15 protein-coding genes are annotated in these 19,154 nt (G+C 48.8%); 3 read left to right on the forward strand and 12 right to left on the reverse strand.

Annotated features, from left to right (window positions below; translation table 11 throughout):
* Positions 1-3: 3 nt before the first annotated feature.
* From CI595_RS03460 to CI595_RS03485, 6 genes are all read right to left on the reverse strand, one after another.
* Positions 4-2,091, reverse strand: coding sequence for an acetate--CoA ligase family protein (locus tag CI595_RS03460; RefSeq protein ID WP_095171725.1), 2,088 nt, complete (start codon positions 2,089-2,091; stop codon positions 4-6).
* Positions 2,092-2,095: 4 nt separating this feature from the next.
* Positions 2,096-2,635, reverse strand: a complete 540-nt coding sequence (locus tag CI595_RS03465; RefSeq protein WP_095171727.1) for a 2-oxoacid:ferredoxin oxidoreductase subunit gamma family protein — start codon at positions 2,633-2,635, stop codon at positions 2,096-2,098.
* The gene (locus CI595_RS03470; RefSeq protein ID WP_095171730.1) at positions 2,635-3,375 is read right to left on the reverse strand and encodes a thiamine pyrophosphate-dependent enzyme; all 741 of its coding nucleotides are present in this window, start codon (positions 3,373-3,375) and stop codon (positions 2,635-2,637) included. The genes CI595_RS03465 and CI595_RS03470 overlap by 1 nt, the downstream gene beginning before the upstream one ends.
* Entirely contained in the window at positions 3,376-4,446 is a 1,071-nt protein-coding gene (vorB, locus tag CI595_RS03475) for a 3-methyl-2-oxobutanoate dehydrogenase subunit VorB (RefSeq protein ID WP_095171732.1), read from the reverse strand.
* Positions 4,443-4,655: a 4Fe-4S dicluster domain-containing protein gene (locus tag CI595_RS03480; RefSeq protein ID WP_095171734.1), complete on the reverse strand. Its 213-nt coding sequence runs from the start codon at positions 4,653-4,655 to the stop codon at positions 4,443-4,445. Before CI595_RS03480 ends, vorB begins: the two co-directional genes overlap by 4 nt.
* Before the next feature lie 72 nt (positions 4,656-4,727).
* Complete coding sequence (locus tag CI595_RS03485; RefSeq protein ID WP_095171737.1) at positions 4,728-5,870, reverse strand: Glu/Leu/Phe/Val dehydrogenase dimerization domain-containing protein; 1,143 nt, start codon at positions 5,868-5,870, stop codon at positions 4,728-4,730.
* A gap of 297 nt (positions 5,871-6,167) precedes the next feature.
* Between CI595_RS03485 and CI595_RS03490 the strand changes: the two genes are divergently transcribed.
* Together CI595_RS03490 and CI595_RS03495 are read left to right on the forward strand one after the other, a co-directional pair.
* On the forward strand, positions 6,168-7,421 hold the full coding sequence (locus tag CI595_RS03490; protein ID WP_095171739.1) for a DUF6076 domain-containing protein: 1,254 nt from the start codon (positions 6,168-6,170) through the stop codon (positions 7,419-7,421).
* Between the two features lie 247 nt (positions 7,422-7,668).
* Complete coding sequence (locus CI595_RS03495) at positions 7,669-8,268, forward strand: DUF1062 domain-containing protein (RefSeq protein ID WP_095171742.1); 600 nt, start codon at positions 7,669-7,671, stop codon at positions 8,266-8,268.
* Positions 8,269-8,333: 65 nt separating this feature from the next.
* Here the strand turns inward: CI595_RS03495 and nhaC are convergent, their stop codons facing one another.
* From nhaC to CI595_RS03515, 4 genes are read right to left on the reverse strand one after another with little or no spacing between them, the layout of a single operon-like run.
* Positions 8,334-9,758, reverse strand: a complete 1,425-nt coding sequence (gene nhaC / locus CI595_RS03500) for a Na+/H+ antiporter NhaC (RefSeq protein ID WP_095171745.1) — start codon at positions 9,756-9,758, stop codon at positions 8,334-8,336.
* Positions 9,758-10,699: an FAD binding domain-containing protein gene (locus tag CI595_RS03505; protein ID WP_162291792.1), complete on the reverse strand. Its 942-nt coding sequence runs from the start codon at positions 10,697-10,699 to the stop codon at positions 9,758-9,760. Before CI595_RS03505 ends, nhaC begins: the two co-directional genes overlap by 1 nt.
* On the reverse strand, positions 10,696-11,169 hold the full coding sequence (locus CI595_RS03510) for a (2Fe-2S)-binding protein (protein WP_095171749.1): 474 nt from the start codon (positions 11,167-11,169) through the stop codon (positions 10,696-10,698). The genes CI595_RS03505 and CI595_RS03510 overlap by 4 nt, the downstream gene beginning before the upstream one ends.
* Positions 11,166-13,433, reverse strand: a complete 2,268-nt coding sequence (locus CI595_RS03515) for a xanthine dehydrogenase family protein molybdopterin-binding subunit (RefSeq protein ID WP_162291793.1) — start codon at positions 13,431-13,433, stop codon at positions 11,166-11,168. The genes CI595_RS03510 and CI595_RS03515 overlap by 4 nt, the downstream gene beginning before the upstream one ends.
* Positions 13,434-13,628: 195 nt before the next feature.
* Between CI595_RS03515 and CI595_RS03520 the strand changes: the two genes are divergently transcribed.
* The gene (locus tag CI595_RS03520; protein ID WP_095171754.1) at positions 13,629-16,754 is read left to right on the forward strand and encodes an ATP-binding protein; all 3,126 of its coding nucleotides are present in this window, start codon (positions 13,629-13,631) and stop codon (positions 16,752-16,754) included.
* 77 nt (positions 16,755-16,831) lie between these two features.
* Here CI595_RS03520 and CI595_RS03525 read toward each other — a convergent pair whose 3' ends face one another.
* Positions 16,832-17,521 (reverse strand): FadR/GntR family transcriptional regulator, encoded by a 690-nt coding sequence (locus CI595_RS03525; RefSeq protein ID WP_095171756.1) that lies wholly within the window; start codon positions 17,519-17,521, stop codon positions 16,832-16,834.
* 335 nt (positions 17,522-17,856) lie between these two features.
* Positions 17,857-19,008 carry a glycerate kinase family protein gene (locus tag CI595_RS03535; RefSeq protein WP_095171758.1) on the reverse strand — a complete coding sequence of 384 codons (1,152 nt, stop codon included), beginning with the start codon at positions 19,006-19,008 and terminating at the stop codon, positions 17,857-17,859.
* Positions 19,009-19,154 lie beyond the last annotated feature (146 nt).

Genomic DNA, 19,154 nt, shown 5'->3' on the forward strand with positions numbered 1-19,154 from the left:
TGCCTACTGCTCTTTTATGATCAGTGCGTCCGCCAATGCTGCCCCTTCCCCCTGGGGGTATACAAACAGCGGATTTATATCTAATTCCTTTAAAGTCTCTTTGTGGGCAACAGCATATTCGGAAATCTTAACAATAAATTCTGCCAGGGCATCCACATCGCAGGGTTTGCTGCCCCGATAGCCGGTTAAAAGCTTACAGCCTTTCAGAGACCCGATCATTTCTCTGGCCTCCTGCTTATTCAAAGGCGCAGGGTAAAGGCTCACATCTTTGAACACCTCCACAAACACACCGCCCAGTCCGCACAGTATCATGGGGCCAAACTGGGGATCTGCATTCACTCCAATAATCATCTCCACCCCCTGGGGAAGCATGGACTGAAGCAGCACACCGTCGATCTTTGCATCCGGACATTTCCCTTTTACACTTTCCATGATCTCCCTGTAAGCCGTTTCCACCTGACCGGCGTCCATAAGGTTCAGCTTCACTCCGCCCACATCACTTTTATGCAGAATATCAGGGGATGCGATCTTAGCCACAGCCGGGAAAGTCATGGTTTTTGCGAATTCTTTTAATTCTTCCGGAGAACTTACAATGGCTTCCGGCGGTACAGGCACCCCTGCTGCTGCCAGCTCCCGCTTGCTCTCATGTTCGCTGAGAGCTGTCCTGACTTTCTCTTTTTTCTGAACTTCCATGACTGCCAGATCCAGAATATGTTCTTTCGGATCATACTTTACAAAATCCATGAGATATTTCAAAAGCTTAAATCCACACCCTGTTGCCGGCAATATGGGAACACCTGCACCTTCCAGCTTTTCACGCACCCTCTCATCTCTGGAGGAATTGAAGAAGCTCATGACCGCCACGGGCTTTTTCTTCCTGCCCGCTGCGATCACCATACCGTCTGACATGGGCCAGATCACATCCTTCGGACCGTGCTTTGGCAGTATGGTCTGTCCGCACAAGACCATTCCTATGGACGGGTCTTCCATAATAGCCTGGATCACAGCAGCATATTTTTCTCCGTCATGGGCAAGGGTTGCTGACATATCCAGAGGGTTAGCCGGTGTGGCATAGTCCGGCAGGAGCCCTTTCAGCTTATCCATGGTCTCAGGGGCAAGATCAGGATATTGAAGTCCCAGCAGTGTTCCAGTATCCGCGCACACGCCTGTCTCTCCTCCTGAGAGACACATAGCCGAAAGTCCTGTATTTTCCGGTATCATGGGCAGGACACTGAGCATATGGCACATCTGTACCAGTTCTTCAATATCATCCACCCGGATAACACCGAATTTTTTGGCGACTGCATCAAATGCTTTGTCAGATCCCGCAAGACTCCCTGTGTGGGAAGCTGCTAGAGCGCTTCCTTTTGAGGTTTTCCCCACTTTCAGGATCACCACCGGTTTGCGCACCAGGGCTGCCTGCTTCAATACCTCCTTAAATTTAACAGGGTCTTTGATCCCTTCCATATAAAGGCCGATCACCTTTGTCTCCCTATCCTGTATCAGATACTCCAGATAGTCCTCGATCCGGATACAAGTGCTGTTTCCGCTGGAGATCAGATAGGAAAAATTCATATATGTAACCTGCATCATATTCAGACATATCTTACCGGACTGGGAAATAACAGCAACATTTCCCTTACGGGCCTCACCGGGCACCAGCATACCAAAGGCAAAGATATCATCCAGATTGTTGATAAACCCCGCACAGTTTACTCCCATAACAGCCATATCCAGCTTTTGGCAGAGCAGGCGCAGCTCACTTTCGCTCTCCTTATCCCCAGTCTCCCCATATCCGCTGGCATAGACAACTGCTGCCTTACACCCGCATTCTGCGGCCTCCGCCAGCGCTTGGGGCACTACTTTCTTATTGACGATCAGCACGCACATGTCGATCCTCTCAGGAATGTCCGCAATGCACCTGTAACATTCCTTTCCCAGAACCTCGGTCCTCTTGGGATGAACAAAATATACGTGTTCTCTCATCCCGGACTTCAGGAGATTGGTGCAGGTGGACAGCCCGAAACCGGGCTTGTCCGTTGCTCCCACCACCGCAATACTTTTTGGACGCAGTAATTTATTCAGATCCATAGGCTCACCCCTTTGCTACATACTCATATCCTGCCCGAAAGGCTGCCAGGTTGTTTTCATGGAACTGCGGTTTCTTTGCAAAATAATGCCTGATCCCCTCTTCGTAACACGCTTTATCAAATAGATCGGTACAGGCTGCCAGTGCCCCGATGATACAGATGTTGGTCCCTCTGGCATAGGAAATCTTTTCACACACTTCTGCTGCAGGAATCTCCACTACTTTTATATTTCCCTTTTGGGGAACTTCCTTTATAATAGAAGAATTGACCAGAATAAGTCCGTTATCACTCATCTGCGACAGAAACTTATCAATGGAGGGCTGATTCATGGCAATGAGGATATCTATCTTCTTCACAAACGGACTTCCGATCAGATCATCACTGATCTTAACCGTACAGTTAGCAGTTCCCCCGCGCATCTCTGCGCCGTATGAAGGGATCCAGGTGACCTCTTTATCCTGCATTGCCCCGATATGGGCAATGATCAGTCCGGTAGTCAGGATCCCCTGACCGCCGAAGCCCGCAAATACAAATTGTTTCTCCATTACCGGTCACCTCCCTTTGCAAATTCTCCCAGAGGATAATACGAAACCACCTCTTCACCGATCCTTCTCATGGATTCCTCCGGTGACATATGCCAGTTCGTTGGACATGGGGATAAAATCTCCACACAACTGTATCCTTCCCCTGCCATCTGGGACTTAAAGGCCTTCTTAATATAAGATTTTGCTTTGTTGATATGAGCTGCGTCATGAATGGAGCCCCTTGCCATATAAGCAGGCTCAAAGCTTTTCAGGACCTCCATAAGGTTCAGCGGCATACCGGACACTTCCGGGTCCCTTCCCTTCACAGAAGTGGTTGTCTTCTGGCCAACCAAAGTAGTAGGTGACATCTGTCCCCCTGTCATGCCATAGACACCGTTATTGACTACTATCTGTGTGATCTTTTCTTTTCTCTGTGCTGTGTAAACCGTCTCCGCAATACCAATGGAGGCAGCATCCCCATCACCTTGATAGGTCAGTACCAGCTTTTCGGGCCTGCACCGTTTGATGGCCGCTGCCGCCGCAGTTGCTCTCCCATGAGGTGCCTGAAGCAGGTCAATAGCCAGCGTACGGTTTGTAAGACAGCTGCATCCCACTGCCAAAACACCGATTGTATTCCTGTCAATGTCCATCTCATCCAACACTTCAGCTATCAGCCGTAATACAAGTCCATGTCCGCATCCCGGGCAGAAACTGTTTGCCGCATATATACTTCTCGGTATTTCCCTAACTTTTACTGCCATTTAGAATGCCTCCCTTCTTGTGCCGGCGCGAATCTCGTCCACAATCCTCAGAATTTCATCCATATCCGCAATGACTCTTCCCGACGGATAAGCATATACAGGGGTACCCTGTGCGTAAATGGCCACATCCTCCACCATCTGGCCGCAGGCATTCATCTCCACTGCAAGATATGCCTTTACCTTTTTGTTGGCTTTGTGAAGCGCTTTCTTCGGGAACGGCCACAGCGTAATGGGCCGGATCAATCCCAGTTTTATCCCCTTTGCCCTGGCTGCTTTTACAGCTCCCCTGCATACTCTGGAGGTGATCCCGTAAGCCACAAGGATGATTTCCGCATCCTCCGTCTCAACTTCTTCCCACATCTGTTCCCTCTCTTCCATCACAGAGTAGCGCTCACGGATATGGGGATCATACTCGTTATATTTAAAGTCATAATAAATTCTGTCTGTCATTTTTCTGCCGTTGGGGTGTGCCTCATCTTTTCCTTTCAGTGTCCACTGAAATTTATCGGGGTCGTGCTCTCTGCCCTCGGGCAGTTTCACGGACTCTGCCATCTGGCCAATGGCTCCGTCACTCAAAAGAATGACCGGGGTGCGGTATTCTTCCGCTTTGTCAAAGGCCAGTATCGTATGATCCACATTTTCCTGTACTGAGGATGGTGCATATACCAGTGTCTTATATCCCCCGTGTCCTCCTCCCTTTACCGCCTGGAAATAATCCGCCTGTCCCAATGTGATATTACCAAGGCCAATGCCGTAGCGCATAACATCCACGATCACCGCGGGCAGTTCCATGGAGGATATGTAGGAGATTCCTTCCTGCTTCAGGCTGAATCCCGGCCCCGAAGAACTTGTCATTGCCCTAAACCCGGTGGCTGCAGCGCCCAGGACCATGTTGATCCCCGCCAGCTCTGATTCTGTCTGGACAAAATGTCCCCCCACTTCCGGCAGTCTGGAAGACAGATATTCCAGTATTTCTGTCTGAGGTGTAATGGGATAACCGGCAAAAAAACGGCATCCGGCCAGGATCGCGGCTTCAGCCAACGCATTATTTCCCTTCATCAATGTTCTCATGCAGGCTGCACCTCCTCATCTTTTATTGTGATCACATAATCCGGACAGACGGTGTAACAGATTCCGCATCCGATGCATTTTTCCTGATCCGCTTCAACCACTGCATACCCTTTGCTGTTCATCTCCCCTGATACGGACAGAGCCCCCTGCTTACATGCCCGGATGCAGTAACCGCAGGATTTGCAGTTCTCTTTTTTTATGGCAACCATATATACCTTCTCCTTTCCCGCAGCCCTGCCCGCCGCTGTACGGCCGGCAGGCTGCTTTATGATAACCGGGGTTCAGCACTCAGGCTCGTCCTGGGTATCCGGTTCAAAGATCTCAAGGGCAATGTCTCTTTGATATCTGCCTGTGGCTTTGGATATCTCAAATATTTTCGCCACATTCCTTCTGCACAGGGCATCAATATCGTGGATGACATTCTCGGCCGTAGGCTCGATGACGCCAAAGGTGATGGTATAGAAAAAGCGGACAGCACCCAGGTTCGTAATAAAGTCAGGTACGATCTGGATTCCTCTCTCATATAGTCCCGGGTCTGCGGAAGCTGCCACAGGTATATTGGCACCCTCACAGATGAGTTTTGCTTTCACTTTGTCCACATTGCCCCCATTGATCACATCTTCCAGCGCTACCGGAACCAGGATATCACATGGTACATCCAGCCAACCGGAGTTGGGCATCACTTCCCAGGAAGGGTCAAATTTTGACTGGTCCATCTCTCCTCTCGGCAGAACATTGGACACAAGACTCTCCACATCCAGGCCGTCCTTACAGTAAACAAAACAATTCGCATCTGCGATACCGACAATCTTATAACCCAGTTTATGCAGTCTGTGGGTGCAGCTCAGTCCCACACATCCGAATCCCTGGATCACCACGGAAGCGCCCGGCTCACCGTCCATCTGTTTCCAGGCCTCGTCCGCTGAGACAGCAACACCATATCCTGTGGTCAGGTCATTTAACAGGAACCCATCGTATTCACTTTTCAGGAGTTTTCTTACATTCTCCTGGCCTTTTGCGATGATCGGGTTATTCTTCATGGATTTTGTCATTGGACGTCCCATTCCCAGCTCATCAAAGATCCGGTATACATCCTCATACTTGGTCCCCAGATCCGAACCCATGGCTAATCCCGCGTCAATATAGGGTCTCATGGCAATGATAAATCTCTTCAACACATCCACAGCGTCCGGTGCCTTGTAATCATAAACGATTCCCGCTTTGGCGCCGCCCTGCCAGGTATTCTCACAGGCTTTCCTCTTGTAAGCCATTGCCTCCGCCAGACGGATAACCTCTTCTCTTGTCACAGTGGGATGCATCCGGATTCCCCCGCCGGAATATCCTTTTGCCAGATTAAATACACATAACCAACCCTTTGCCTCTGTTTTTGTATCGTTCCACTCAATTAAAATATAAGGTCTCATAAATGTTCCTCCCAATGTTTTTTTCATATCTGTGCATCGCGAAGCGTGTTACTGGACACGGAGTGAACAGTAACATTCTTTTTACTGTTCCATTGCATGTATTGGCCAATTCTATTGCAAAAGAAGCGATTTCGAGCTATAATATTAGAAAATAGCAGTAGTAAGAAAACTTTTTTCTAACATCTATCCCATGTGAGACATTATATCAATTTCCACCCTTTTTTCAACAATTTCTGTCTCATTTTTGTGGATAGTATCTAAATTAAAAACGTACTGTCTATGAGGAGGAAGCATGAAATGCTGAATGAACCCGTGATTTTTGGCCGATTTATAGTAAATTCCACCCAGGGCCGGGAATACTTTGAAATATACAAAAAAATTTCTCCTGACAGCAATCAGTACCGGTGTCTGGAGCGTACCCAGACAGCCCTCGGGCAGCATTTTCTGGATTTCCTGGAAAACAGTGAAGAGGCACTCCACCCAATTGTTGAGCATTACAACAAAGTATTTAAATATCTGGATAAAGATTATTTGGATCAGACGAAGATACATACTACCATGGATTTTATCATTAAGATTTACGAAAATTTATCCGGGGTACATCCATTTTGGAGGTCCACTTTTAACCTGAATCCTGTTCTTACAAGCTACAAATGGTATGAGTTTTATTATCTCCGGGAGTATATGAATTTTGATGCCTCGGACATTACAGAGGCGGACCGTGATGATAAGATGCAGCATTATTGGGAACAAGTCCGCAAAAATATCATGCACGAATTAAAAGAGCTGGAGGAGTTCCAGAATTTCATATCCTCCATGAGAAATGCAGTTACCTTTTGCCTGGATTATTCCAGTTTTCTTGAATTTTCTAAGCTCCATACACAGCAGAGGGCTTATCTGTATCAGTCACATTTTGACTCTAATTTTATGCGGAACCAGCCCATCCAAAATATATTTAACTTAAGTGACCGCGCCAGTGCTCTTAATCCGGACAGAAAGATTCACTTCTCTAACAACAATGATGTGATGGTGAGCAGTATTATCTCCAATGCCAACTATTATGAGCTGATCAAGAAGACCAAAACATCCCTGGATTTCTCCGCACTGGCAGCGTCTTTAGAGAAGACATCCATTGAGACCACCACGAACCTGGATATAACTACCCTGGAGGATATAAAAACGATCTGTCTCTATACCTTCTCTCTTCTGGTCTCCAACAATGTACATGTACGCCCCTGTAAGAACTGCGGCAGGCTCTTTTCCCCATATAACAGAAAAGATGAGCTTTACTGCTCCAGGACCCAGGCCAACTCCAAAACCTGCCGGGAAGATTACTATGACAAACAGATCCATGCGGATGAATTGATCCGCTATTACCGCACTGCATACAAAAGGGAAAATGCCAGAAAACAAAGAAATATCATCAACAAACCATCCTCTGAAAAGGAGTTTACACAGTGGGCAAAAAAGGCAAAAAAAGCTTTGGAAAAGGCAAAAAAAGGAGATTTATCTTTTGATGAATTCAAAAAAATACTGGACCGTGAAGGGTGATCATTCATGTAATGATCGCCCTTTTTTATAAAAATTTTCACCCCTTTCCTCATTGTTTTTTAGAAAAAAAGTCGAGGTAGAAACCGTATTCTCCCCCTGATATACTATCCCTATACTGAAAAAGGAGGCTCCATTCATGTCCGAACCCAAGAAAAATGCATAGCAGAGGCTATTGCATTATAACAATTCTATAGTGAAATAGCCTTTGCATATCCTGAGCCAATAAAAGACCGAAAGGAATATGCATATGAGCTATTTAAAAGGAGAGACTTGGACTCTTACCCCCGTCTCTCCGTATAAGATCATCAGAAACTGTCCAAAATGCGGCACAAGATCCCTCTTTCAAAGTACCGGGAATTTCCGCATCAATGCCAACAAAAAATGTGTAGATATCTGGCTGATCTACCAGTGTGAAAAGTGCAGATCCACCTATAATCTCACCATCTTTGAGCGCGTCAGCCCCAAAAAGCTGCCGGAAGGATCCCATAAAAAGTTCCAGGAAAACAACAGCGCTCTTGCCCTGGAGATCGGAACATCCAAAGAAATATTCGAGAAAAACAGAGCTGTTGTAAAGGAAGGATCCATCTCATACATTGTAACCAAAGAGAATACAGAAATACCTGTTTCTTTACAAGATTCGGAGGGAAACTGCCGCATCATCCGCATCCAAAACCCCAACGGCCTGAAGATCAGGGCCGACAAGTTCCTGGCGGAGCAGCTTTCCATCTCCCGGTCAAAAGTAAAACATTTGATAGCGGACGGGTTGCTGCTGGGAAGTAAGAGGGAGGATCTGGAGAAGATCCATCTGGGCAGCAGTTTGCTCATCCTTCTTAAAACCACTGTTTGAGCGGATGCCAAATAACGGCAGGGAAAGCCATTTACTGTGCTTTCCCTGCCGTTATTCTTATTTTTTTATCCTGCATTTTCTGCCGCAGGGACAGTGTCCTTCTGTATTTTCTCTATGGTCCATCCCGTCTGGGCACATAGCAGGGACACAATGGGATTGATGAGATTCAGGAAACAAAACGGTGCGTAAATGCCTGTTGTCACCCCTAAGACGCCTGACAGGAATGCTGCATCCGTCCCCCACGGAACAAAGGGAGCACACAGCGTTCCGGTATCCTCCAAAGCCCTTGACAGGTTCTTCGGATGCAGTCCCCGCTCTTTGTATATGTCTTTGAACATTCTTCCCGGGATGATCAGTGCCACATACTGCACACCTGTTGCAAAATTGGTAAAGATCGTGGACAAAAGCGTTGCTGTTATGACCGTGGAATCCTTCTTGGCGTTCTTAAGCGCCCGCTCTATGACAGTGCTCACCATGCCGCTTTTCTCCACGATCCCTGCAAAAGAAAGTGAGATAAGGATCAGACAGATGATCTCCATCATACTGGTCATACCGCCCCTGTTCAGCAGTTTATCTACCTCTGCCACTCCTGTCTCAATAGAAAATCCGGAAAAAGCGGAGGAGATCACAGACTGCAGGTCAGCCCCCTGGAAAACCAGTGCAAATACACAGCCCAGAAATGCCACTGCGATCAGTCCCGGCAGAGCCGGTATCTTTTTGATCACCATGACGATCACCAGCACAGGTGGTATGAGCATAATGGGTGAGACATAAAAAATATCTTTCAGCGTGGATGTATACAACTCCACCAGGGAGGAATCAAAATTATTACCCGCAAATTTGATACCAATGATTCCATATATGATAAGCGCTATCATAAAACTAGGTCCTGTTGTGTAGATCATATGTCTTATGTGGGTGAAGATATCGGTCCCGGCCATAGCGGGTGCCAGATTGGTAGTGTCGGACAGAGGGGACATTTTGTCACCAAAGTATGCTCCTGATATAATAGCGCCCGCTGTCATACCGGCAGGAACCCCCAGCCCGCTGCCGATCCCCATAAGTGCCACACCGATGGTGCCCACTGTGGACCAGGAACTTCCGGTGGCTGTGGCGATCACCGCACAGATCAGACAGCTTGCCAGCAGAAAGACCGAAGGGGATAAGATCTTCAGCCCATAGTAAATCATGGTGGGCACAATACCGCCCAGCAGCCAGACGCCGATGATCACACCGATCGCCAGCAGGATCAGAATCGCCGGCACGGCTGCCTTGATGGTGTCACCGATTCCCTCCTGCAGTTCATCCCAGGCGTAGCCGGAACTCACAGCCACAATTCCGGCTACAACAGCCGCGATGAGCATTGCCACATGGGCCGGTCCGCCAAGACCGATGGTCACCGTGAGAAGTGCCGCAACTACAAATGCAAACACAAAGACTGATTTTGTAAATGTCATATTTTTCTGCCGTTCTTTTTTCCCGCCGCTCATTATTTTCCCTCTCCTTTTTCCTCTGTATGGAATGTGCTGCCCCTCTTGGCCGTTTCCGACACCGGGGATTTTCTTTCTCTCTCTATCATCTCTGCAGCATCAAAGACGATTCCTTTTACCGCTCTTTCTTTGTACCGCTTTTCCGCCTCTGTTATCTTTAATTTGGATTCCCTGGTCCTGCTTGTCCGTATAGATCTTATTTTCCCGGACAGCCATTGGGCAGCTTCCTCTTTTTTCTCCTCGGACCTCTCACCCAGAAGACTGACACATTCAAACTCCACAGGTCTTACATCCACTGCCCCTATGAACCCCCTCATATCCCTGCATGCAAGGTCCTGTTCTTTCCAGGAAATACATAGGGAAATCTGGGCAATGGTCACTTCTCTTCTGCTTCCCAGTTTGGTAAAACAGCTTTTCCGCCCCTCCTCCACAGGAAGCCAGATGGATGTGAGGAGTTCATTTCTGCCAAGAACGGTCCGTCCGTTTTCTGTGAGGAATTCTTTTGCTTCCACAAAACGGATTCCCTCTTTCCCTAAGATCTCTATCTTTCCTCCATACAGAAAAACGCAGGGCATAATATCACCCGCCGGTGAAGCGTTTGCCAGGCTTCCGCCCAGCGTTCCCTTGTTGCGTATCTGCTGGGACCCCACCCGGCTGCAGGCCATGGCAAGCCCGGTAAAATACTCTCTGATAAGAGGGTTGTCTGCAGCCTGTTCATGGGTTGCCATAGCACCGATCTTCAGCCAATCCCCCTGTCTTTCTATGTTTCCCAGCATTTCTAACCGGCACAGGCTTAAATAAATATCCGGCTCCTTCTTTCCTGAGCGGATCTTAGGAAGCAGGTCTGTACCGCCGGCTAAAATAACCGATTTGTCCGTCAGCCTCAGCAGACTGCTCTCCAGTTCCTCAAAGCTCTTCGGCTGCAAGTATTCTGCACTCATGTGGCACCTCCCCTTCCGCTTTCGGCTGCCTCCTGTATGGCCTCCCTGATCTCCCGGTATCCGGAACATCTGCAGATGTTTCCGGCAATCGCACGTTTGATCTCCTCCTGGGTTGGGTTTGGATTGTGAAGGAGAAGCGCCTTTGCTGACATCACCATTCCGCTGGTGCAGAATCCGCACTGGATCGCACTTTTTTTGATAAACGCTTTCTGGATGGCATCCATCTCACCGTTTTTTTCCAGCCCTTCGATAGTCAGCAGTTCACTGTCCTCCAACTGCCCTGCAACTGTGAGACAAGAGTGAATGGCCTGTCCGTTTAAAACTACGGTGCAGGCACCGCACTCTCCCTCCCCGCATCCTTCCTTAGTCCCTGTCAGGTGCAGGTCCTCTCTGATAAAATCCAGAAGCCGCTTTTCTCCCGGAACTTCCATGGTCTTCTCTTCCCCGTTCAATGTAAAATGCAGTATCATACGTTTCTTTCCTCCAATGCTTCCATAATGACTGCCGGGGTCAGGGGGAGTCTGGTCAGGTTGGTGCCCAGTGCGTCGTTGACTCCCGCCACTATGGCAGGTGCCACGGGTACCACCACCACTTCCCCTATGGATTTTGCCCCGAACGGACCGCTGTTCTCAGGCTCCTCGATCAGAAGAGTCCGGTAATCCGGCAGGTCACAGGCATTAGCCACCTCATAGTTCTTTAGATTCGTTATGAGTGTCTGCCCGGTCTTTGGATGTATTTTTATCTCCTCGCAGAGTGCCATTCCCATTCCCTGCTGTATGCCGCTCCCAACCTGCCCTTTGCACAGATCAGGATTGATGGCTTTGCCGATATCGTGTACAGAGAGGCAGTCCATGATCTTTGTCATGCCGGTATAAGTGTCCACCCTTACTTCCGTAAAATGAGCTGCCGCCACGCCCGGATTTGCTCCGGCATTGGTGGTATTTGCATAGTAGATATCCTGTCCCATGGTCTGTATGGAATAACGGACGACCTCCCTCAGGGATATCCTCACCGACTCATCCATCTCCTTAAAAAATTCCCCTGATCGGTAGCGAAGAAAACTCCTGCTGCATCCAAGGGCTGCCGCTGCCGTCTCTCCTGCCATTTCCAGAATGTGTTCACAGCACTGTTTGACAGACTGCCCCAGGGAATATACGGTCCTGCTGGCATAACAGCCGTAATCATAGAGACTGTTCTGGGTATCTGCCTCGTTCAGCTCAATGTTATCCAGTCCGATCTCCATAATTTCCGACGCGATTTTTTTCATTGCCATGACGGTCCCGCAGCCGTGGTCATGAATGCCCACATGTAGAATCAGGCTGCCGTCCTCCTGGATCCTGGCGGCTGCGGAGGCCACATCCACCCTGTAGGGATAAAAGGAACTGGTATGGGAGGCCAGCGCCATGCCCACTCCGTAGCGGTATCTTCTCTGCTCCCTGTTTCTTTTTCTGCACGCTTCCTTCCTTTTTTCCCATTCAAAAGCCTCCCGGCCCTTCTGCAGGCATTCCTGAAAATGTACATTTCCCACCGGAATTTTATGTACGACCTCTGTCTCATAGGGGTACAGGATATTCTTCAGCCTGAACTCCACAGGGTCCATATCCATCTCCCTGCACACCATATTCCAGTGGTTCTCTAAAAGCAAAGCCTCTTCACAGGAACCCCAGCTCCGAAAACTTCCGTTTATGGGCGTGTTGGTACAGACCACCTGACTGTCAAAATGTATGTTAGGCATACGGTACACTTTTGCTATTTTTTCTCCAATGGTGGAGGCATATCCCCTGGATACCGTGAGATAAGCCCCTGCATCCAGTGTGCAGGACATGGAAAGCCCCACTATGGTCCCGTCTTTTGTGATCTTGCTCTTCACCGTTCCGTCCAGACTGTGTTTCATCATGGTATTCACGATCTGCTCTTCTCTTGTATACACCAGCTTTACATCTGCCTCCAACATTCTGGCCGCATATGCCGTCAGCGGCTCCAGCAGTGTCTCCTGTCTGACGCCAAAAGAACCTCCCATGGGAGCTTTTATGACCCGGACTCTGGCGTAAGGCATTCCCAGATATTCCGCAACCGTGCTCCTGACACCAAACACAGACTGGCAGCCTGACCATATGGTGAGCTTTTGGGCGGCGGCATCATAGGCTGCTCTGCAGGACTGGGTCTCCATAGCCAGATGTGTCATCCTTCCAATATGGGAACTGCTCTCATGAAAAAGATCCCCCTCGGCCTCCTCAAAGTTCCCGTACTCAAAGGCAGGGACCTCATAGACATTCCCGCCCGGATGCAGGGGCAGGGCAAACGGTGCGGCAGCTTCCTCCACAGATATAGCTGCCGGCAGATCCTCATACTCAACAACGATCTGTTCACAGGCTTTTGCCGCTGTCTCTTCGGAGACTGCCACCACCGCTGCCACCCTTTCCCCCAGAAAGCGAACATGCCTGTCAAACAGTTTTTCCTGGTTGGGCACATTTTCCCAGGCCTCCACCCTGCCCCTGTCGTAACAGAGATCCGGTGTGTTCTCACAGGAAAACACTGCCACGACTCCCGGAATTGCCAGCGCTTTGCCGGCGTCCACGCGGCGTATCCTTCCATGGGGAACGGTTCCTGCCTTGAGACGCATGTGGAGCATGCCCAAGGACTGCATATCACTGCAGTATTTGACCCGCCCGGTCACTTTGCCGTAAGCCTGGTCATTTGAAAGTTCCTTTCCGATCACTTTGTAATTTTCCATGATTCCACCTTCCCTTGACTTCCGTTTTCTATTTTTTCCAAGCATACAGGCAGAGCATCAAAAAAGTATCAAAAAAGAAATGTCAAAAAAATTTATTTTTTGTTGTAATCTTTTGACGCTGTATTATAATGAGTGTAAAAGCCTGTGACTGCGAAAGTATTGAACAGTTAAGCCTTATATTTCAGGAGGAATCTTATGAGTCAGCAATTGGCGGTATCTATGCTTGGCAGCCCTTCCATGGAGCTGGACGGGGCACCCCTTGTTTTTCCCTATCGGCAGGCAGAAGCAATTCTGTATTACCTTTTCCTGAATCAATCAGTAAATAAATATACGCTGGCTGACCTCATATGGGAAGACAAATGTACGGAGGAGAAAACCAACTCCAACTTAAGAAATGCGTTTTATATCATCCGGAAAAATCTCGGAAAGGATTTTCTTGTAAAAGGATCGGGGGATATGATCAAGATCAACCCTGCCTTTTCCCTTACACTGGACACCGAACAGTTTTTGAGGGAGGAACAAAATCTGTCACTGTACCGGGGTGATTTTCTGGAGGGGTTTTATCTGAAAAATAATGTCTCCTTCAACGAATGGGTCACGAATACCCGTCAGGTCTTTAAAGCACACTATTTAAAAAAGCTGCACCGGGCCATCTCTACTCACTTTGACTCCGGGAATTTCCAGCTTTGCGAATCCCTCTGCCATAAACAGATGCAGATCAATGAATTCGATGAGACCGCATACAAATATCTGATGCAGATTTATCTTTCCAGAAAAGAATACACCCAGGCTCTGCACATCTATAACCGCCTGGAATCCCTGCTGGAGCAGGAGCTCTTCGAGACCCCGGCAAAGGAAATACAGGATCTGGCTCTGGTCATTGAGCAGACCTGGAATGAGGAGGTAAATAAGATTCTGGAGGGCAGAAAAGAGCTGAAAGCACCAAAGCGTATCTCTTCTGTCTTCTATGGAAGGGAAACAGAATTAGAATGCATCAAAAAGGATCTGGCCTCCCTCCGGCAGGAAGATCCGGTACAGCATCTTCTGCTTTTAGGTGAGGCCGGAGTTGGAAAGACAAGGCTTATGCAGCAGGCCCTCTCCCTCCAAGACCTGCCGGCGGATGCTTTTGTACTCTCCTCCCGCTGCTATTGTGCGGAAGAAAAATACATATTAAAGCCCTGGCAAAAGCCTGCCCGGGAACTGCTACAGTATCTGGCTGATACGGGGACTGCCCCCCACTATGTCTCTCTTATGCAGAGTATACAGGCACTTTTTCCGTTCACCCAGGAGCAGTGCCATCCCATGCCGGATGCCGACGATATCTCCACCCTGGATTACAAGAGCATACAGCGTATTTTTGTCAACGGACTGATACGTCTGTCCTCCCAGGTGCCGCTTATCTTCTTTTTTGATGATATACAGTGGGCTGACAAGGTCAGCTTATCTCTCATGCGGGACATCATTACCAGCCTGAGAGATTACAGCCTGCAGAATCTTATTTTTCTCTTCACTGCCCGCAGCGCACTGGAGGGGGAGGCAGAACGTTTTACAGAGGATATGTGTTCCATCGGACAATTAAAATGTATCACGGTTAACCGTTTTGACTATCATGAAACCGTCTCCCTGGCTTCCCGCCTGCTCCCCGGCTATGTGTTCACAGACAGCGTGAAGGAGCAGTTATTTCATGAGACGGAAGGCAACGCGCTTTTTATCACTGAGGCTGTAAATACAATAAAATACCACGGTTCCCCCGATGATATCACTCCAAATATGCGCAATATCATCAAGCAGCGTGTAGCACCTATTCCCGGGGAATACCGTCAGATCCTCAATCTGGTCTCCATATTTTTTGACGGGGTATCTTATGACTGCCTCTCCTCCCTGTCCCGGAAAGAGGATTACGAGCTGGTGGAGATCCTTGAATATCTGCTGAATAAGGATCTGCTCAAGGAAAATATGGACCGGGATAATACCTTTTTCTCCTTCTCCCACCAAAAGATCATGGAGTATGTGTATGATGAAATGTCATGGACAAAAAAACGGATCCTCCACAATAAAGCAGGCCGCTATCTGGAGAGCCGCCTCTGCAAAGGTCCGGCCGATATGGCCTTGTATCCAAAGCTGATCTTTCATTTTGAGAGGGGCGCAAACCGGCAGAAATACCTGAAATACGCTGTCAAATACCTTTATAATTACCTGAATGTGACCCATGAATTTTTCCCGATCATCGGAAATAATCTAACTTTATTTACTCTGGATATGAGGGAGGAGACAAGCGAACGGCTTTCCGATGACTTAAGCAGTATAGAAGAACTGCTTTATACTGTGGAAAATAAAGTGAATGAATCTTCTTTTGAACTTTTTGACCATGAGAATTCCAGGGAGGAGCAGTTGGAGATCCTCTCCGATTATCTGCATATGATAGGGCGGCATTATATCCGCATCTGCAGCTATGAGAAGGGGTTGTATTATATCCTTAAATTAAAAGAGCTGAACCAAAACACACCCTCCCCCTTCCGGCTCACCAAACTCCTGCAGGCAAACCGCCAGTTGATCTGTGTATATATCAACCGCTACGAACCGGACAAGATGGAAGAGGTTGTACGGGAATCCCTGGGGCTTTTGGAGGCCACGGATTTCACCGATGAGGTGGCTATCTGGAAACGTCTGCAGGGTCTTGGGGATATCATGAAGGGCAGTCTAAAGGAGGGGATTTCCCATCTGCAGGATGCCATAAAAACCTTCAGCAGTTCTCCTGCAAGAGATGAACATCTGTACAATCTGGCTGCTGCCTACTCCTGGATCGGTGAGGCTTTCCGGCATTCCATGAAGTATGAAAAAGCTATGGAGTATTATCATAAGGCTCTGGAAATCGGGGGAAGCAACTTTCTGGTCAGCGGTGTTTCGGTATTCTACGCCTATGCGGGAATGGCTGCCTATGACAGCGGGGATCTGTGTTCTGCCAAGGAGTACCTGACAGAATCTATTGCCCGTTATGAACAGGGAAACCTTATGTGGGGGCGCAGCCTTCCGTATTCTTATTATGCCCAGATACTTCTCAGACAGGGAGAATATGAGGAGGCGCTGAAGAATCTGGAAACTGCGCTGGGTTACGCAGAGAAACTGGAAAATCCTTATGAGATGGGGATCATTTACCGTATTTATGCACAAATAAAGACCGAGGGCTATCCGGTCAATGCGCTGTCCGGTGATACAGCGTATTATTATGACAAGGCGCGTGAACTGCTCCAAGGTGTTTATTCTCCTGTGGATGAAAGATATCTGGCTGCCATCGCAGAAAGTATCCGGGAGTGTGTCTGAAAATCCGGTTAGAAATCCTTCTCCGGACAGTTGTTGTGTGCTGTCCGGAAGTTTTCCTTTCATGCTCCGCCCGGTGTCTAACGGAGTGCGTCCTTGGGGATTTCCAGTTGTTCGATCGCATGTATCATGTGGATCTTCATGGCATATCTGGCACCCTCGGCATTTCTGTTTTGCAGGAACTGCATGAGCATCCGGTGGTCTGATACTGTGTTGGTCTCCGCTTCCCGTTTTTCCCTGGAAAGTGTCACGCCCTTGTCAATGGCAGTAAAGAGAATGGGCATGAGGCGGTTCATGAACTCGTTGTGGGTGGCTCTGGCTATGGCTTTGTGAAACTCCTGCTCCACGGCTTTTCTGTCTCTGCCTTCCCTGATACGCTCTTCTATCTGTTCTCCCAGCTCTAAAATCCGTTCCAGCTCTCTGTCTGTAGCACGTTTTGCCGCATAGTAGGCAGCCTCCGGCTCGAAGATCAGCCGCATCTCGTACAGGTCTCCTGCATCTACCCTGGCCGCTGTCAAATCGGACAGGGCATCCATGGAGGGGTCTGCAAAGTCTTCCCTGACATATGTGCCTCTTCCCCGCCGGATCTCCACTACCTGGCCTGCAGCCAGAATGCGGAAGGCTTCTCTCAGGGTGGTGCGGCTGACCTTAAGTATTTCGGAGAATTCGTTTTCATTTGGAAGTTTGTCGCCCGGTTTGTATTTTTTGTCTACTACGATCATGGACAGGATCGTGTCTGCTACTGTGTCTGACAGCCTTTTTTGTGACATTTTTTTGTTCTCCCTGGTTTTTGGTTTTATTTTAGCATGTTTGGGGGGTGGGGGCAACTGTGGGATGCTTAGAGAGTGAATGCGGACGGAAGGGGCGGAGGAGGGGCTGGATATGCCTGTGAGCGAAGCGTTCCGCTGCCACGGAGCTAACCTGCTCCCAGTTCCTAAATTCATCGGCAATGGCCTCTTCATTAAGTAACTGGGGCAGGTGGATCTCCCTGGCGCTTCACTGGAACATCGCACACAGGCATATCCAGCCCCTCCTCCGCCCCTTCCTGTTTCTCATTGGCCGCTAGTGTATGTTGGTGCGGTGAGCTTTGGAAAAAATTATAGGATTATTTTATTAGGGTGGGGGCGGTTTTTAGCAGGCGGAATACTTGTTCTGCGGTGTCTGTGAGGTTGGCTTGGGCGGTTTTGGGGGTCATGGCTTCTTCCAGTGTGGTGATACCGCGCAGGATGGGGAAGAAGGCGTCTATTCCTTTTTCGTTGCAGGCTTTGGCATCTTTTGTGACGCTTCCTGCAAAGGCGATGACCGGTTTTCCGTGTTTTTTGGCTAGCTCTGCTACACCTACAGGGGCTTTTCCCATGGCGGTCTGGCCGTCCAGACGGCCTTCTCCGGTGATGACCAGGTCAGCTTGTCTTATGTGGTCCTCCAGTCTGGTTTCTTCCAAAACAATGCGGATGCCGGATTCTAAAACTGCGTTGGTGAATGTGAGGAACGCAAAACCCAGGCCTCCGGCTGCTCCTGTTCCGGGCTGCTTGGGGTCCGCTTTGGGGAAGTTTTTCTGCGCCAGTGCGGCGTATTTGCCAAACCACTCGTCCATTTGGATGATCATGGAGGGGGTGGCTCCTTTTTGGGGGCCGTATACTGCGCTGCAGCCCTGCTCACCGCATAGTATATTGGTCACGTCGCAGGCGATTTTGAATTCGCATTCGGCCAGCCCGGGGATGACGTTGTCTGTGGTGATGGCTGTAAGTTCGGAAAGTCCTTCTGCGCCGTACCGGACTTGTTCCCCCGCCGTATTTAGGAAACCGTATCCTAATGCCTGCAGCATGCCAATGCCGCCGTCGTTGGTAGCACTGCCTCCGATGCCTACAATGAATCTTCTGCACCCTTTTTCTATGGCGTCTTTTATTACCTCGCCTACACCGAATGTGGTGGTATGAAGGGGATTTCTCTCTTTTGGGGTCAGAAGGGTGATCCCCGCTGCTCCTGACATCTCAATAATGGCTGTCCCGGTGTCCTCTATGATTCCGTATTGGCATGTTACGGGCTTACCAAGAGGGCCTGTCACGGTGACCTGCTGGGTCTTTCCGTTCATTCCTCCAACCAGGGCCTCCACGGTCCCCTCACCACCGTCTGCCAGCGGCCTGACTTCCACTTCTGCCTCTGGGTCTGCACGGAGTATGCCTTCACGGACGGCTCTGCCTGCCTCCATGGATGAAAGGCTTCCTTTTAATGAATCTATGGCTGTGACTACTCTCATTTTTATTTCCTCCCGTGTCTTTTTTCTTTAATATAGCAAAAATCGAGTGTTTGGGAAATGTTATGTGTAATATTTTTTTGAGGTTTTTTTTAGTATTTATGGTATTTGTACTAAAATATTGTTATACTGTGTTCAGTAATAGAGGC

Origin of the sequence: Blautia hominis, from assembly GCA_002270465.1 — a bacterium.
In the GTDB taxonomy this organism is placed as follows: domain Bacteria; phylum Bacillota; class Clostridia; order Lachnospirales; family Lachnospiraceae; genus Blautia; species Blautia hominis.

What these genes read in the sequence shown, in the direction of transcription:
- CI595_RS03460 (WP_095171725.1), bottom strand. Translation starts at nt 2,091, where the DNA reads ATGGATCTGAATAAATTACTGCGTCCAAAAAGTATTGCGGTGGTGGGA.
- CI595_RS03465 (WP_095171727.1), bottom strand. Translation starts at nt 2,635, where the DNA reads ATGGAGAAACAATTTGTATTTGCGGGCTTCGGCGGTCAGGGGATCCTG.
- CI595_RS03470 (WP_095171730.1), bottom strand. Translation starts at nt 3,375, where the DNA reads ATGGCAGTAAAAGTTAGGGAAATACCGAGAAGTATATATGCGGCAAAC.
- vorB (WP_095171732.1), bottom strand. Translation starts at nt 4,446, where the DNA reads ATGAGAACATTGATGAAGGGAAATAATGCGTTGGCTGAAGCCGCGATC.
- CI595_RS03480 (WP_095171734.1), bottom strand. Translation starts at nt 4,655, where the DNA reads ATGGTTGCCATAAAAAAAGAGAACTGCAAATCCTGCGGTTACTGCATC.
- CI595_RS03485 (WP_095171737.1), bottom strand. Translation starts at nt 5,870, where the DNA reads ATGAGACCTTATATTTTAATTGAGTGGAACGATACAAAAACAGAGGCA.
- CI595_RS03490 (WP_095171739.1), top strand. Translation starts at nt 6,168, where the DNA reads ATGCTGAATGAACCCGTGATTTTTGGCCGATTTATAGTAAATTCCACC.
- CI595_RS03495 (WP_095171742.1), top strand. Translation starts at nt 7,669, where the DNA reads ATGAGCTATTTAAAAGGAGAGACTTGGACTCTTACCCCCGTCTCTCCG.
- nhaC (WP_095171745.1), bottom strand. Translation starts at nt 9,758, where the DNA reads ATGAGCGGCGGGAAAAAAGAACGGCAGAAAAATATGACATTTACAAAA.
- CI595_RS03505 (WP_162291792.1), bottom strand. Translation starts at nt 10,699, where the DNA reads ATGAGTGCAGAATACTTGCAGCCGAAGAGCTTTGAGGAACTGGAGAGC.
- CI595_RS03510 (WP_095171749.1), bottom strand. Translation starts at nt 11,169, where the DNA reads ATGATACTGCATTTTACATTGAACGGGGAAGAGAAGACCATGGAAGTT.
- CI595_RS03515 (WP_162291793.1), bottom strand. Translation starts at nt 13,433, where the DNA reads ATGGAAAATTACAAAGTGATCGGAAAGGAACTTTCAAATGACCAGGCT.
- CI595_RS03520 (WP_095171754.1), top strand. Translation starts at nt 13,629, where the DNA reads ATGAGTCAGCAATTGGCGGTATCTATGCTTGGCAGCCCTTCCATGGAG.
- CI595_RS03525 (WP_095171756.1), bottom strand. Translation starts at nt 17,521, where the DNA reads ATGTCACAAAAAAGGCTGTCAGACACAGTAGCAGACACGATCCTGTCC.
- CI595_RS03535 (WP_095171758.1), bottom strand. Translation starts at nt 19,008, where the DNA reads ATGAGAGTAGTCACAGCCATAGATTCATTAAAAGGAAGCCTTTCATCC.